Below are 13,939 nucleotides of genomic sequence, written 5' to 3' on the forward strand. Positions count from 1 at the left end.
CCACCTTAGCCACCTCCAAGTTGGAGGTACTAACAGCCATGCGGTAACGCCCACTGCGCGACCGCCGATAGGAGATCCGACCGACCAACACAGTGGACAGGCGAATTAGATGCTGCGGCGACTTCTGCTCTGCTCTTCATTAATTTTGCTAGCGACGACGGGATGCGGAGGTGGAACCGCGGCGCTGTCACCCACTTCTAATTTGCCTACCACCGGTGAATCAACCGAAGCAAAGACCACTACAACCACAACTACGTCGCCACATGCCAAGACGTTCGACTCGTCCATAAATGATGTGATCGACCAAATCAACCTTCAACTGCCACTTTTAGCTACCGGCTCGTCACCTCTGCCGACAACCATCGCGAAGCCGGGCGTCTTTGGCGGGAAAGTCACTCCAGTTACTGAGATTTATCTCTTACCCGAGAGCAGTGCGTTCAGCAAAACGCGGGCCGTTACGGCCCACGTGACTGGCAACAATGGCACAGTCCAGACACCTGCTCGCCTATTGAGCGGCATTGGCGCATCATTGAACACGCTTTCCAGCGAGGCGCTTGAGGCATTTCAGAGGGACGCACTACCGCAACTTTCCATGCTGACAAAAACACGCACCACGATCACCGTGGGGTCGTTCTACGACTTGACAATCTTGGTACGCGGTTCGACCTCATTGACCTTCATCTACACACCGGTTGGAACTACTCCTCCGTCCGAGGCCGAGACGCTCGGACTGTAAGGACTGCGAGGCAGCCACCAGCGAACGGCCACATCTGCCGAATTCGGCTCTACGGGATCAAGGCACGCGCCGCCTGCGACAGCGCGCGGCTGGGCCGGACGCACTTTGGCACCGACTCCCCCGCATCACGGCACGCCGGGCTCCCGCTTCGCTCCGCCCGTCGGCCGTGCGCGGAGTCGGTGCACGTGGTCCGGAGGCGGCGCGCGAGGTGATGGCGAGCTGGAGGCCGAGGAGTCCCGAGGTTCGCCGGTCGGGACGATCGCGCGGTCACGCGGTTAGGGGTAGCTGGGCACGGCGATCGGCTGCCGCGACGGCTTCGCCGTCTTGCCAACGGGTCATGAGGTTGGAGAGAGCAGGGCACTGGACAGTGGCAGTGCGCGGACTGCAAACTTCTCGCGGACTGGGTCGGCGACGTGTTGAGGCGCAAGGCAGTGTTGGCGCAGGTCACGAGGTACGAGAGGCCGCTTGTCCGGCGGGCCTTCCTAAACCGTGTGTCGCAGGTTCGAATCCTGCCGGGGGCACTCACCTTTCGCCGGGTGAATCAGGCCCTGAGCTGCGACAACGCGCTCGGGGCCTGATCTTTCCCGTCAGTCGCCGTCAGCCGGGATCCGCCCCGGTCGGCCGGGGTTCGCGAAACCACCACGGACTGATTCCGGATACGGCGAGGGTCGATCCACCCCGGCACGCCGACGATCGGCCGGACGCCTCCCGAAGGATCCTTGACCTCCCTGAACGGTGAGACAATGGACAGATCGGATGGCACCATTCCCGATCGCGGCGGCGTCGGGCCGGTCCGCGGTGCAGAGGGGGAACATGAGATCGTCCGGAAGACCGGCGCGCGTCGTGCGCGCCGGGTTGGTCGTCGCGCTCGTCGCGGGTGCTGTTGTGACGCAGGTCGGGACCGCGGGGGCGGCGCCGTTGCCCCGGCAAGAGACGCTCAGCAGGTCGTCCTGGTTGACCATCGACAGTCGCAGCCCGCACCACAACACCACCACCGGTGACGCGAAGGTCGGCTCCTGGCGGGACGCCGAGGGCAAGCGGCACACCGGGAAGTCGTACTTCACGTTCGACCTGACGAAGGTCCGTGACGCCACGGTCTTCGCCGCGGCCGTCACGTTGTCCGAGTCGGCCGCCAACGACTGCGCCAAGCCGCGCGCCACGGAACTGTGGCTCGTCAAGCCGAGCGGCACGGTGTCGTGGGCGCGGCAGCCGCGCGAGTTGGCCCGGTTGGCCGGGCCCCGGCCGACCACCGGTTGCGTCGCCTACGTCACCTGGGACCTCGCGGACGCGGTCCGGGACGCGCTCGCCGAGGGCGGCACGACGCTGACCGTCGTGGCGCGCATCTCCGGCGACTTCCAGGGCGACACCGCCTACGGCCGCACGTACCGCAACAGCGCCTCGCTCGACGTCGACTACAACCACCCCCCGGCACGGCCCGCCGGCCTGAAGGTCGACAACACCGCGTGCGCCGGCGAACCGCTGATCACCGCCGCACGTCAACCGGTCGTCTCCGCCACCGTCGCCGACCCCGACGGCGTCCGCGACGTCGAGGCGCGCATGGCCTTCTGGCCGGTGTCCGCGCCCGACCGGCGGCGCGAGGTGTTCCCGGTCTGGGCGGGCCTCGGTCACGCGTCGACGTACTTCCCGCCGGACATGGTGCAGGACGGCAACACCTACGCGTGGGCGGTGCGCGCGGAGGACGGGCACGCCACGTCCGAGTGGTCCGAGCCATGCCTGATCACGGTCGACCACACCGCGCCCGACGTCGCCCCGACGGTCACCTCCCCCGTGTACCAGGAGGACGGTGGACCGCCCGGCAACGGTGGGGAGGGCGTGCCCGGCGAGTTCACGTTCGGCGCGAACGGCGTCGCGGACGTGGTGGCCTTCGAGTACGACGGCATCGGGATGCCGTACGGCCGGGTGGAGGCCGATCGGCCCGGCGGTTCGGCCACGGTCTCGTTGACCCCGACCTCGAACGGACCGCTGAGCATCACGGTGGTCGGCCTCGACCGCGCGGGCAACCGCTCGCCCGGCCGCACGTTCCGCTTCTGGGTCCGCGACACGTCCCCGTCGGTCGAGGGCGAGTACCCGCGGCTGGGCCGGTCCACCGAGTTCACCTTCACCGCGCGCCAGGACGGCGCGGTCACCGCGACCTACCGCCTGGACGACGGGCCGGGGACCACCGTCCCCCTCGGATCCGACGGCACGGCGAAGGCCACGGTCGCGTTCGACCGGCCGGAGCCCGAGTTCCACCGGCTCGACGTGTGGACCACCGACGCGAACGGCCGGAAGTCGGGGGTCGCCAACCAGGTCTACTACGTCGACGCGATGAGGCCCGACGTGTCGGTCACCCCGTGGGACGGCCTGGTCGGGCAGGAGCGGACGTTCTCCTTCTCCGCCACCATGCCGGACGCGGTGTCGTTCACCTACCGGGTGGACGACGGCCCGGAGACGACCGTGCCCGTCGGCGCGGACGGCACCGCGCAGGTCACGTACGCGGCCCGGCGGTCGGGCTGGTCCGAGCTGTTCGTGTTCACCACGAACGCCGCCGGCGTCCGGTCGGGCAACGGCTGGGCCGAGTTCGCCGCCGAGAGCGTGGCCCCGACCGTCACCAGCGCCGAGTACCCGGAGTGGAGGACGTCCGGCGGTCCCGGCGTGCGGGGCACGTTCACGCTGTCCACCCGACTCGTGGGCGTGACCGGGTACCGGTACGCGGTCGCCGACGGTCCTGAGCGGACGGTCACCGCGGGCGCGGACGGCACGGCGTCGTTCGACTTCACGCCGACCAAGCCGGGCTACGTCCGCATCACGGCGTGGGCGGTGTCGGGCAGCGGCATCGTGTCCGACGAGACGACGTACGTGTTCTACGCGGGCGGTCTCGCGCCGGTGATCACGAGCCCGCAGTTCCCGCCGGGCACGAACATCGGCGGCCGGGTGGGCGAGCCGATCGAGTTCACCTTCACCGCCGCGCTGACCGGTTCGACGGAGTACGCGTACCGCTTCAACGACGACGCGGAGACGGTCGTCGCCGCCGGCCCGGACGGCCGGGCGACGGTCACGTTCACGCCGCCGGCCACGGGCGTCTTCGTGGTCCGCGTGCTCAGCCGCACGCCCGAGGGATATTTCTCTGCCACGGCCGAGCGCTACTTCTCGGTGCAGACCGCGTGACCGGTCCCGGGGCGGCCCCCGCACGGGTCCGCCCCGGGACCTGCCCGGTCAGTCCGAACGCTTGAGCCGTCGGTCCAGCTCGGCCAGCAGCTGCTGGTTCGTCAACTGCGCCGGGTCCGGCGAGACGCGGTCGAGGTTGACCTCCTGGGCGGTGAGCAGCCGCGCCTCCACCATCACCTCCAACGGGCTCATGCCGAACGCCTTGGCGATCAGCCGGGCGCTGTCCAGCGACGCCCGCTTGCCCTGCCGCCACTGCGTGAAGCGGCTCTTGTCGATCCCGGTCGCCTTGGTCAGGTCCGCCGTGGTCATCCCCCGGTCGTCCAGCTGCCGCTGCACGAAGTCCCACCAGGGCGCGCTCGCGCTCTTGTCTGTGGTCACCGCGCCATCGTAGATGCGTGTGCGCAACGGGTGTTGCGCGCTCCCCACAGGTAACCCCTGACCTGTACGTTGTGCACACACAACTGTCATTGCGCGAGCACAACTCACTGCTAGGTTGGGTCCGCACAACACGCGTTGGGTATGCACAACACGAGGCTGGCCCATGCCGAACACGATCAAGCTCCGCACCGATGTCTTCACCAAAGCCGCGCGGCTCGCCGGGTTCTCGTCCGACTACGCGCTGGCGAAGGCCATGGACGTCAACCGCTCCACGGTCGCGCGCGTCCTGAGCGGCGACCTCCAGCCGGGCCCGGCGTTCATCGGGGGCGCGCTGACCGCCCTCGCGCCGATGCAGTTCCACGACCTGTTCGAGATCGTCCCCACGCAGCGGTGATGACGGTCCGTGGCCTTGCCGTCCCGCGCCCGTGTGACACCGGACCGCCGAGAGTCCGCTACATCAGCGGTGTGCGCCCTCACCCGTCTGGGCGACACTCGTGATCAAGTGACCTGAGCGGGGGTGGCACGAGGTGAGCGACGAACCACGGCACGCCGTCGCGCGGTGGCGCCGGGAGCTGCCGACCGACCGGCGGACGACCGGGCCGGCCTGGTTCGCCGCCCACCGCGACGGGCTCCTGGCCGCGCTGAGGGACGCGGTGGCCGAGCCGGAGGCCGCGGCCGCGCTGTTCGCCGACGTGTGGCCGGCGCTGCCCGACGACGTGGACGAGACGTGGGCGCGCGACCTGCTGGCGGTCGGCGCGGACCTCGCCGCCGTGCTGCCCACGTCCCTGCTGCTGGCCGCGGGCTTCCGCCGTGCCGCCGAGGCTCTGCGGGCGCGGGGGTCGCTGCGCCTGGCCGCCGTCGCGGGCATGCGCGAGCTGGCGATCCACCGCCTGCGGGACGACGACCCGGACGCCACCGCCGGCGCGCTGCACGACCTGGCCGCGACCTACCGCGCCGAGGGCCGGATGCACAAGGTCGTCGGGTGCGCGGACGAGGTGCTGGAGCTGTGCCTGCTGCACGACGACCGGCCCGGCACGGCGCGGGCGCTGGCGCACCTGGGCGCGTTGATGGTCGAGGTGGGCCGCCCCGACTCGGCGGTCACCTACCTGGCCCGCGCGGACAAGGTGTTCGAGGAGCTGCCCCGCCCCACGACCGCGACCGCCGTCGAACGCGCCGAGTGCCTGACCCTGCTCGGCCGGGCGCTGTGGCTGACGGGCGACCGGGCCGTGGCGCACCGGCGGTTCAACCGCGCGCTGGCGCTGCTCATCGGCGCAGACGACGAAGCGGCGCAACGCGTCCGCGACCTGGTGGCCGAGCTGGAGGCGGACCGGGACCCGTGACAGGTCAGGGCGTGGTGTCGGGGTTGTCGGCCAGCAGGCGCAGCACGTCCCGGCACAGGAACACCCGCCGGTAGCCGCGGAACTCCCACGGCACGAGGACGCCCAGCTCGACCAGGCGGGCGGTGAGGTCGGTGGCGGCCTTGGCGGTGACGCCGTACCGGGTGCGCAGGGACCGGTGGTCCACCGCCGGGAAGCCGATCAGCTCCGCCGCGACCAGCGGCAGCTTCCCCTTGCGCGGCAGGCGGGCCGCGTACTCGGCGGCCAGCGCCTCCAGGTGGCCGATCAGCCGGAGCTGGGCCAGGGCCTGGTCGCGGACGGCGGCGGCGAAGAAGTCGACCCAGCGGTCCACCCGGCCGGTGTCGACCACCGCCCGGATCTGCCACTGGTACTCGGCCAGCGCGGTGTCCAGCCACACCGACAGCGGCAGCACCTGGTCGCGCACCAGCCCGGACCGCACCAGCTCCAACGTCGAGAACGTGCGCGCGACGTGGCCGTTGGCGGTGGGGAACGGTTGCAGCACCTCGAGTTGGTAGTGCGCGAGCGCGATCTTGGCGATCCTCGGCTGCTCGTCCTCCTCGCGCACCCACGTCGACCACTGCTCCAGCAGCGCGACCAGGTGCGCGCCGGTCGCGGTCAGCAGGTAGGCCCGCTCGTCGCTGAGGCCGAGCCGGCCCGGCGCGTGCCGCAGCACGTCCCGCGCGCTGCCGCCGGGCTCGCCGCCGGTCATGATCGCGGCGACCTCGCCGACCAGGTCGGCGTCGACCGGCGCGCCGGCGCGGACGCGGGCCAGGCCGTGCGCGAAGGCCCGCAGGAACGGCGCGACGAGCTGGGACGGCGCGGCGCTGTCGGTGGGCGGCGGGCCGTCCTCGGACGCGAGCAGGTCGGCCGCGAACGTCTCGCGCAGGCCCACCGCGACCCCGGACAGGCCGGCCGAGCTGTTCGCGTCACGGACCTGCGTGGCCCGCACCAGCGCCGGTCTGACCCCCAGCCGGTCGGCCGCCTCGTCCAGCCGGCCGAGCGCGTGCTCGGCCTCGGCGCACGCGCGGTAGGTCGCGGCGGGCAGCATCAGGTCGGAGGGCAGCGGCGGCGGCAGGTAGGCGCCTTCACGCCGCAGTGCTTCGGGGATGCCGGGGAGCCCTGCCACCGGCGACCACTGCCCGTCGGGCAGGGGGCGGAAATTCATGGCGGGAAGCTTGCACCGGGAGCCGACATCCTGGCAAGGCGTTCACGGGACGAAGTGAAGTTACTTGGCAGTTCACTACACATCGACGCAGATGGGCCGTTAGGCCGAACGAGTCACTACTTTCGTACCGATCCGCAAGATTACGGGCCATCGACCGTTGATCAGGTCATCTGCGCTGGTCAAGCGGGTGCTGGCCGATAGTCGGAACACTGCCGACGCATATTCCGCCACGCGTGCGGCGCGAGGTGCCCGATTCCACCCCAGGAGAGCTGGAATAAAACGATCACCGCACGCCGTCACGTTCCGGAATGGACCAGTGGTCCCATAACCCCACTATTCCACCCGAACGGGTGGAGACGCCTCAACCCTCACCACACACTGCCGTGACGCCACGCGGGCTTGCCATGGCACCACTGTGGCGCCCGGACGAGGGCCCGGTCGCGCGGATCAACCTGCGGCTGCCCGAGCCCCTGAAGCTGCGCGTCGAGGAGGCGGCGAGCCGCGAGGGCGTCTCCGTCAACGCCTGGCTGGTGCGCGCCGCCGCGGCCGGCCTGGGTCGCCACGCCCGAACCCATCACCCTCGCGCTCGACGTGCTCACCGGCGACGTCCTGATCAGCGCGTCCGACCGGGACGACACGGTCGTCGAGGTCAGGCCCGCCGCCCCGGACAACGACCGGGGCGTCAAGGCCGCCGAGGGCACCGAGGTCGAGTTCGCCCCCCGCCGCGTCACGGTCAGGACACCCCGGTCGCGCAGCCTCTTCGGCCGGCCCGGCACGGTGGACGTCGTCGTGCACCTGCCCGCCGGCTCCTCGGTCCTCGCGCACGGCTCGCTCACCGACTTCCGCGCCGAGGGCGAGCTGGGCGAGTGCCGCTTCAGCACGTCGGCGGGGCGACATCCGGCTGCACCGCACGGGCGCGCTCAAGGCCGGCACGTCCACCGGAGACGTGGTGGTCGACCACGTCACGGGCCGCGCCGAGCTGTCCACCGGCTCCGGCGAGCTGCGCGTCGGCAGGCTCGACGGCTCGGGCGCGATCAAGAACTCCAACGGCGCGACCCGCGTCGGCGAGGTCACCGGCGACGCGCGGATCAGCGTCGCCAACGGGGACATCTCCGTCGGCCGCTGCGGCGGCGACGTGGACGCCAAGACCGCCAGCGGCCACATCCGGCTCGACCAGGTCGTGCGCGGGTCGGTCGTGCTGCGGACGCAGTCCGGCGACCTGGAGGTCGGCATCGGCGAGGGCACGGCCGCCTGGCTCGACATCCGGTCCGCGGCCGGACGCGTGCGCAACGAGCTGACCAACGTGGACGCTCCCGGCGAGCACGAGGAGCGGGTCGAGGTGCACGGCCGGACCTCGTTGGGGGACATCGTCATCCACCGCGCCTGAACCACACCACCGTGCCGGCCCTCGACGCCCACCCGGACCGGCTCACGGGTCCGGGCGGATCGCCCCTCCCGTCCGCCACCGGGGAGTCGCTGTCGGGAGCCGACGTCCCCGCCCCCACCTGACCGGCGCGCGAAGCCTGCCGCCGCTCATCGACCAGGAGCACCACCATGGCCATCACGGCCTCCGGCCTGCGCAAGACCTACGGCGACCACGTCGTGCTCGACGGCCTCGACCTCCACGTCGCGCCCGGCACGGTGTTCGCCCTGCTCGGCCCCAACGGCGCGGGCAAGACGACGACCGTGCAGATCCTGTCCACGCTCATCTCCCCCGACCGCGGCGAGGCGGTGGTCGCGGGCCACGACCTCGTCCGCGACCCCGCCGGCGTGCGCGCGGCCATCGGCGTCACCGGCCAGTTCTCCGCCGTGGACAACCTCCTCACCGGCGAGGAGAACCTGCTGCTGATGGCGGACCTCAACCACCTCGGCCGCCGGGACCGGCGTCGCCGCGCCGCCGAGCTGCTGGCGCGGTTCGACCTCGTGGACGCCGCCCGCAAGCCCGCCGCCACCTGCTCCGGCGGCCTGCGCCGACGCCTCGACCTCGCGATGACGCTGGTCGGCGAGCCGCGGCTGATCTTCCTGGACGAGCCGACGACCGGCCTGGACCCGCGCAGCAGGCACGCCATGTGGGAGGTCATCCGCGGCCTGGTCGCGGACGGCGTCACGATCTTCCTGACCACGCAGTACCTGGAGGAGGCCGACCAGCTCGCGGACCGGATCGCCGTGCTCAACGGCGGCCGGCTCGTCGCCGAGGGCACCTCGGCGGAGTTGAAGCGGCTGGTCCCGGGCGGGCACGTGCGGCTGCGGTTCGCCGACGCGCGCACGCTCGACCTCGCGACCAGGGCGCTCGGCGGTTCCCCTGACGACGCGGCGCTGACCCTGGACGTGCCCGGCGACGGCGGCGTGCACCAGTTGCGGGCGCTGCTCGACCGGCTGGACGACGCCGCGGTCGACGTGCAGGACCTGTCCGTGCACACGCCCGACCTCGACGACGTCTTCTTCGCCCTCACCACCGAGAGGACCGCACGGCGATGAGCACCACGGCCATCCGCGACACCACCACCATGCTGCGCCGCAACCTGCGGCACATGCAGCGCTTCCCGATGATGTCGATCGGCACGATCGGCATGCCGGTGATGATGATGCTGCTGTTCGTGCACGTCTTCGGCGGCTCGCTCGGCCCGGCCGCCGGCGCCGGCGCGTCCTACGTGGACTACCTGGTGCCGGGCATCCTGGTGATGACCGTCGGCGACACCCTGCGCGGGCGGCTCGTCGGCACGCCGATCGGGGACAGCGGGTACTGGGCGGTCGGCTGGTGCCTGGTCCTCGCCGCGGTCGGGTACGCCAGGGCGCGGGTCCTGTTCAACCGCGACCCGTCCCGCTGAGCCCGGCCGGCGACGCCCCGGCCGGGGGGTCGGGGCGTCGCGGGCCGAGGTCGAACGGGTGTTCGACCGTCCACAACTGGGGACAACCCTGTGGACAACTCAGTCCTTGCTGGTCAGGGCCTGTGCATGGGCGAGCAGTTCCTCCACCGACCACTGGTCGTACGCGTGTTGTCCACGCTTCTCCGCGACCACCGAGCCGTCCGGCGCGATGAGGAAGTCGGCCGGCAGGCCGAGCCGTCCGCCCTCCGGCTTCGGCAGCGGGCGGCGACCGCGCAGCACCGGGCCGAGGTCGCGGACCACGCCGCGCGCGATCGCGCCCCAGGCGCGCGGGTCGAGCAGCGAGCGCGGCGCGGACTCGACGCCGAACTCCACGTACAGCCGCTTCTCCGGGTCGCCGACCACGGCGAACGGCAGGTCGGCCACGTGCGGGCGCAGTTCGGCGGCCGAGGAGTGGAACACCACCACCTCGGTGACGCCGTGCGCGGTGATCTCGTCGTGCCGCGCCACGATCGACCGCAGGTGCAGGTTGCACACCGGGCAGCCGGCGAAGCGGCGGAACTGCAGGTGCACCAGGCGGTCCGGGTCCGGCACCCGCACCGCGCCACCTGAGACGGACTCCCACTCGCGTGCGTCGACCTTCACGGCGTTCCCCCTGGTCCGGTAAGCGTGCGCTGTACGCTCACGACGCTATGCGCGTACTGCGTACGCTGTCAACTCCAGTACGCTGTCGTGCGCCATGCCGCGTCCCAAGTCGCTGTCCCCGGCCGCGCTCGCCGCCGCCACGCTCGCCGTCCTCGACCGCGAGGGCCTGGCGGCGCTGTCGATGCGCGCGGTCGCCGCGGAACTGGGCATGGGCACGATGTCGCTCTACCGGTACGTCGCGGACCGGGACGAGCTGGAGGCGCTGGCGGTCGACCACATGCTGTCCGATGTGGACACCCGGCCGCCGCGGGCGCTGTGGGACAAGCAGGTCGCGGTGCTGGTGGAACGGGTCCGGGCGGCGATCGCCGCGCACCCGAACGCGGTGCCGCTCACGATGGCGCACCGGCACCGGTGCCCGAGCCTGCTGCGCTGGTCGGAGTCCGTGCTGGAGGTCCTGACCGCGGCCGGGTTCACCGGCGAGCAGCGGGTCATCGCGTTGCGGGCGCTGCTGAGCTACGTGATCGGGGCGACTGAGATCGAGCACCGCAGCCCGCTGCCCGGACCGGGCACGGAGGCGATGGCCGCGCTGGGCGAGCGGTACCCGCTGCTGGCCGAGACGGCCGCGACGGCGCGCACGATCACGCCGGACCTCGAGTTCCGCCGCGGCCTGGACGTGGTGCTGAGCGGTCTGCGCCGCCCCTGAACGACCCGCCCCGGAACGACCCGCCGCCGACCAACGGCCTGCCGCCGAACGACGGGCCGAGACGGGGTGGCCGGCGTGGGGACCGAAGCCGACCTCGGCCCCCACGCCGCTGATGCGACGAACACGGAGTTGCGCTCCGAGCGTGGCGTCGACGTCTTCGGGCGCGGAGTCGACTCCCGCTGCGTCTCCAGGTCAAGTTCGCCGTGAGGGGGCCGCCAACCCCCTCGGTCCCGTCCGCCACCGCGGACGCGGACGGGAAGCCTCACCCGACCCGGTCGTCGTCGGGCAGGTCGAGCAGCTCTTCGAGCACGTGCGTGGCCGGTCCGCAACGGCGCCACGAGAATCTGCTGGGCGACAGCACGTTCACCTCGTCGGCGGGCATCCGCATGGCGACCGCGTCGTCCTCGGTGTGCAACCGCACGACGTCGATGACCGCGTCGTGCGCCCGCACCCCGACCACGGCCGCCAACTCGCCCCGGGCGTCACGCGGGTGCAGGAACTGGAACCCGCGCGCGATCAGCTCCCGGAGCTGGAACGTCGTCCGGGACGAGTGGTCAGTGGACGAGGTCATCGAACTCCCCGTCCCTGGCCCCCGCCACGAACGCGGCGATCTCCGCTCGCGTGTAGACCAGCGCGGGACCGTCGGGGAACCGGGAGTTGCGCATCGCCACGTCGCCGCCGTCGAGCGCGGCCAGCTCGACGCAGTTGCCGATCGCGTCGCTGTGGGAGCTCTTGGTCCACGTGACGCCGTTCAGGTCGGCCGCGGACATGCCGTTGTGAACCTTGATGGCCATTCGAGATCACCCTCCGAGCCATGTGATGCATCTGCACGTGCATCCGGTTGTGCACGGACCGTAGCACCGGCGACTGCACGGGTAAATGCACGTGCAGATGCGGAGCGTGAACTTCGCCCGGTTGGACGACAGCTACAGCTCCGCCCGCCGCTTGGCCAGCATCTGCCGGCTCCGGTCGGGCGTCTCGGCGTCCACCGTCAGCCGGTCGAACACCCTGCTGTAGATCTCCAGCTCCTCGACTTTGTCCAGGTAGAGGGCACCGGCGAGGTGTTCGAGGTACACGATGTCAGGCAGGTCCGGCTCGCCGAACCTGAGCATCGCGAAAGGTCCCTTGGCCGCGTACCCGGCCAACGGGAACGGCACGATCTGGAGCGTGACCGGGCCGTCCTTCGTCACGCTGAGCAAGTAGTCGATCTGGTTGACGAGGACCTGGCGGCCGCCGATCGTCCGGTACAGGACCGACTCGTCGACCACCGCCCAGAGCCGCGGCGCGCCCGGCCGGGCCAGGATCCGCTGCCGCTGCATCCGCAGCGCCACCCGCCGCCGCACCTCGGGCGTGACCAGCTCGGGCCGGCCGTGGCTGGAGATCGCCGTCGCGTACTCCTCGGTCTGGAGCAGGCCCGGCACGAACTGCGTCTCGTAGACCAGGATCCGCGACGCGGCCTCCTCCAGGCCGACGAAGTCGTGGAACCAGTCCGGCATGAGGTCGGTGTAGCGGTGCCACCAGCCCGGGGAGTTCGAGCGCCGGACCATGTCGAGGAACTTCTCCCGCTCGCCCGGGTCCTCGACGCCGTACATGGTGAGCAGGTCGCCCACGTCGCGCGGCTTCAGGCCGACGCGGCCCAGCTCCATCCGGCTGATCTTCGACTCCGAGCCGCGGATGGCGTAGCCCGCGTCCGCGCGGCTGATCTCCGCCGCCTCCCGCAACCTGCGCAGCTGCGCCCCGAGCACGATGCGCAGCGCGGTGGGACCGCTGTCCCGCTCCGGGGTGGGTTCGTCCGTCGCCATCGCCGATCCTCCCGCCCGTTGTGACCGTCCCACCCGAACAGCGGTTGCGTCCGGGGAGTGCCGACTCGCATCGTCACTGAACGTACACCCATGATCTTGCCCGGTCAGACGTATGAGTCCCACTCACGCGTTGAGCCCATACCCTTACGCTGAGCGGACTGTGACGCGGTGCACAAGACATCACTCCCATCCCCGTAATGCGAGGTCACCACAATGCCGGGTTCGTCCTCGGACGCCGCCGCCCCCGTCTACATCGACACCACGAAGGCCAGCATCGCCAGGGTCTACGACGCCTTCCTGAACGGCAAGGACAACTACGAGATCGACCGTGAAGTGCTGCGCCGGGTGCAGCAGGTCGCGCCGGAAGCGGCCACGCTCGCCGTGGACAACCGCAGCTTCCTGATCCGCGTCACCCGGTTCGTCGCGAGCCAGACGGGGATCTCGCAGTTCCTGGACTGCGGGTCCGGGTTGCCCACCGCCGAGAACACCCACCAAGTGGCGCAACGGATCAACCCGGATGCACGAGTGGTGTACGTGGACAACGACCCGGTGGTACTGGCCCACGGTCGCGCGCTGCTGGAGGAGAACGACCAGACGCACTTCTCCGCCGCCGACATCTTCAAGCCGCGGGAGATCCTCAACGACGAGGTCGTGCGCAAGCACATCGACTTCAGCGAGCCGGTGGCGCTGTTCCAGCTCGGCACGCTGCACCACTACAACGGCGACTCGCCCACGTCGGCCGAGATCATGGCGGAGTACATCGACGCCCTGCCGTCCGGCTCGTACGTCGCGATCTCGCACTTCCTCGACCCGGAGACCGAGGAGCACTCGGCCATCGCGCGCCGCATGGAGCAGACGTTCCTGCACTCCCCGATGGGCAGCGGGCGGTTCATCACGATGAACGAGCTGCAGGGGCTGTTCCACGGGCTCGAACTGGTCGAGCCGGGCGTGGTGATCTGCGCGGACTGGTGGCCGGACGGCCCGCGGCTCAAGGCGCTCGACGCGGTGAGCCACTGCATCGCGGGCGCGGTCGGCCGCAAGCCCTGACCGCGCGGAACCGGGTGGTGGACGGGGTCCTGACCTGCGTCGACAGGACGCGGCACCAGGGTGAGCAGGCTCGCCTCCGGCGGGCAGGCGAAGCGCACCGGCGCGTACGGCG

General features: G+C 71.2%; 15 protein-coding genes. 9 read left to right on the plus strand and 6 right to left on the minus strand.

Translation table 11 applies throughout. The annotated features are described in order from the left end of the window. Positions 1-295: 295 nt before the first annotated feature. Complete coding sequence (locus ACWEFJ_RS36515; RefSeq protein ID WP_378086892.1) at positions 296-736, plus strand: hypothetical protein; 441 nt, start codon at positions 296-298, stop codon at positions 734-736. Between the two features lie 954 nt (positions 737-1,690). Then, the gene (locus ACWEFJ_RS36520) at positions 1,691-3,904 is read left to right on the plus strand and encodes a hypothetical protein (RefSeq protein ID WP_449716562.1); all 2,214 of its coding nucleotides are present in this window, start codon (positions 1,691-1,693) and stop codon (positions 3,902-3,904) included. A 48-nt stretch (positions 3,905-3,952) separates the two neighbouring features. On the opposite strand, the gene ACWEFJ_RS36525 is transcribed toward ACWEFJ_RS36520, so the two are convergent. Continuing rightward, positions 3,953-4,282, minus strand: coding sequence for a helix-turn-helix domain-containing protein (locus ACWEFJ_RS36525; RefSeq protein WP_449716563.1), 330 nt, complete (start codon positions 4,280-4,282; stop codon positions 3,953-3,955). A 163-nt stretch (positions 4,283-4,445) separates the two neighbouring features. Between ACWEFJ_RS36525 and ACWEFJ_RS36530 the strand changes: the two genes are divergently transcribed. Together ACWEFJ_RS36530 and ACWEFJ_RS36535 are read left to right on the plus strand one after the other, a co-directional pair. Continuing rightward, complete coding sequence (locus ACWEFJ_RS36530) at positions 4,446-4,676, plus strand: transcriptional regulator (RefSeq protein ID WP_378086886.1); 231 nt, start codon at positions 4,446-4,448, stop codon at positions 4,674-4,676. Between the two features lie 133 nt (positions 4,677-4,809). Continuing rightward, on the plus strand, positions 4,810-5,622 hold the full coding sequence (locus ACWEFJ_RS36535) for a tetratricopeptide repeat protein (RefSeq protein WP_449716564.1): 813 nt from the start codon (positions 4,810-4,812) through the stop codon (positions 5,620-5,622). Between the two features lie 4 nt (positions 5,623-5,626). Here ACWEFJ_RS36535 and ACWEFJ_RS36540 read toward each other — a convergent pair whose 3' ends face one another. Beyond that, positions 5,627-6,805, minus strand: a complete 1,179-nt coding sequence (locus ACWEFJ_RS36540) for a Fic family protein (protein WP_449716565.1) — start codon at positions 6,803-6,805, stop codon at positions 5,627-5,629. A 949-nt stretch (positions 6,806-7,754) separates the two neighbouring features. Between ACWEFJ_RS36540 and ACWEFJ_RS36545 the strand changes: the two genes are divergently transcribed. The 3 genes from ACWEFJ_RS36545 to ACWEFJ_RS36555 all read left to right on the plus strand — a co-directional run bounded on the left by ACWEFJ_RS36545 (position 7,755) and on the right by ACWEFJ_RS36555 (position 9,633). Next, complete coding sequence (locus ACWEFJ_RS36545; protein WP_449716566.1) at positions 7,755-8,192, plus strand: DUF4097 family beta strand repeat-containing protein; 438 nt, start codon at positions 7,755-7,757, stop codon at positions 8,190-8,192. Between the two features lie 167 nt (positions 8,193-8,359). Next, complete coding sequence (locus tag ACWEFJ_RS36550) at positions 8,360-9,283, plus strand: ATP-binding cassette domain-containing protein (protein ID WP_449716567.1); 924 nt, start codon at positions 8,360-8,362, stop codon at positions 9,281-9,283. Continuing rightward, positions 9,280-9,633: a hypothetical protein gene (locus ACWEFJ_RS36555; RefSeq protein WP_449716568.1), complete on the plus strand. Its 354-nt coding sequence runs from the start codon at positions 9,280-9,282 to the stop codon at positions 9,631-9,633. Before ACWEFJ_RS36550 ends, ACWEFJ_RS36555 begins: the two co-directional genes overlap by 4 nt. 99 nt (positions 9,634-9,732) lie before the next feature. Here the strand turns inward: ACWEFJ_RS36555 and ACWEFJ_RS36560 are convergent, their stop codons facing one another. Continuing rightward, entirely contained in the window at positions 9,733-10,275 is a 543-nt protein-coding gene (locus tag ACWEFJ_RS36560) for a peroxiredoxin-like family protein (protein WP_378086874.1), read from the minus strand. A 94-nt stretch (positions 10,276-10,369) separates the two neighbouring features. Here ACWEFJ_RS36560 and ACWEFJ_RS36565 point away from each other — a divergent pair, with 94 nt between their 5' ends. After that, the gene (locus tag ACWEFJ_RS36565) at positions 10,370-10,978 is read left to right on the plus strand and encodes a TetR/AcrR family transcriptional regulator C-terminal domain-containing protein (RefSeq protein ID WP_378086872.1); all 609 of its coding nucleotides are present in this window, start codon (positions 10,370-10,372) and stop codon (positions 10,976-10,978) included. Between the two features lie 262 nt (positions 10,979-11,240). Here ACWEFJ_RS36565 and ACWEFJ_RS36570 read toward each other — a convergent pair whose 3' ends face one another. From ACWEFJ_RS36570 to ACWEFJ_RS36580, 3 genes are all read right to left on the minus strand, one after another. Next, complete coding sequence (locus ACWEFJ_RS36570; protein WP_378086871.1) at positions 11,241-11,549, minus strand: hypothetical protein; 309 nt, start codon at positions 11,547-11,549, stop codon at positions 11,241-11,243. Further along, complete coding sequence (locus tag ACWEFJ_RS36575; RefSeq protein WP_378086869.1) at positions 11,533-11,772, minus strand: DUF397 domain-containing protein; 240 nt, start codon at positions 11,770-11,772, stop codon at positions 11,533-11,535. Before ACWEFJ_RS36575 ends, ACWEFJ_RS36570 begins: the two co-directional genes overlap by 17 nt. A gap of 132 nt (positions 11,773-11,904) precedes the next feature. Next, positions 11,905-12,780: a helix-turn-helix domain-containing protein gene (locus ACWEFJ_RS36580; RefSeq protein WP_378086867.1), complete on the minus strand. Its 876-nt coding sequence runs from the start codon at positions 12,778-12,780 to the stop codon at positions 11,905-11,907. Between the two features lie 213 nt (positions 12,781-12,993). On the opposite strand from ACWEFJ_RS36580, the gene ACWEFJ_RS36585 reads away from it, so the two are divergent. Then, positions 12,994-13,827 (plus strand): SAM-dependent methyltransferase, encoded by an 834-nt coding sequence (locus ACWEFJ_RS36585; RefSeq protein ID WP_378086865.1) that lies wholly within the window; start codon positions 12,994-12,996, stop codon positions 13,825-13,827. The last annotated feature ends 112 nt before the right edge of the window (positions 13,828-13,939 follow it).

The organism is Actinosynnema sp. NPDC004786, from assembly GCF_053601135.1.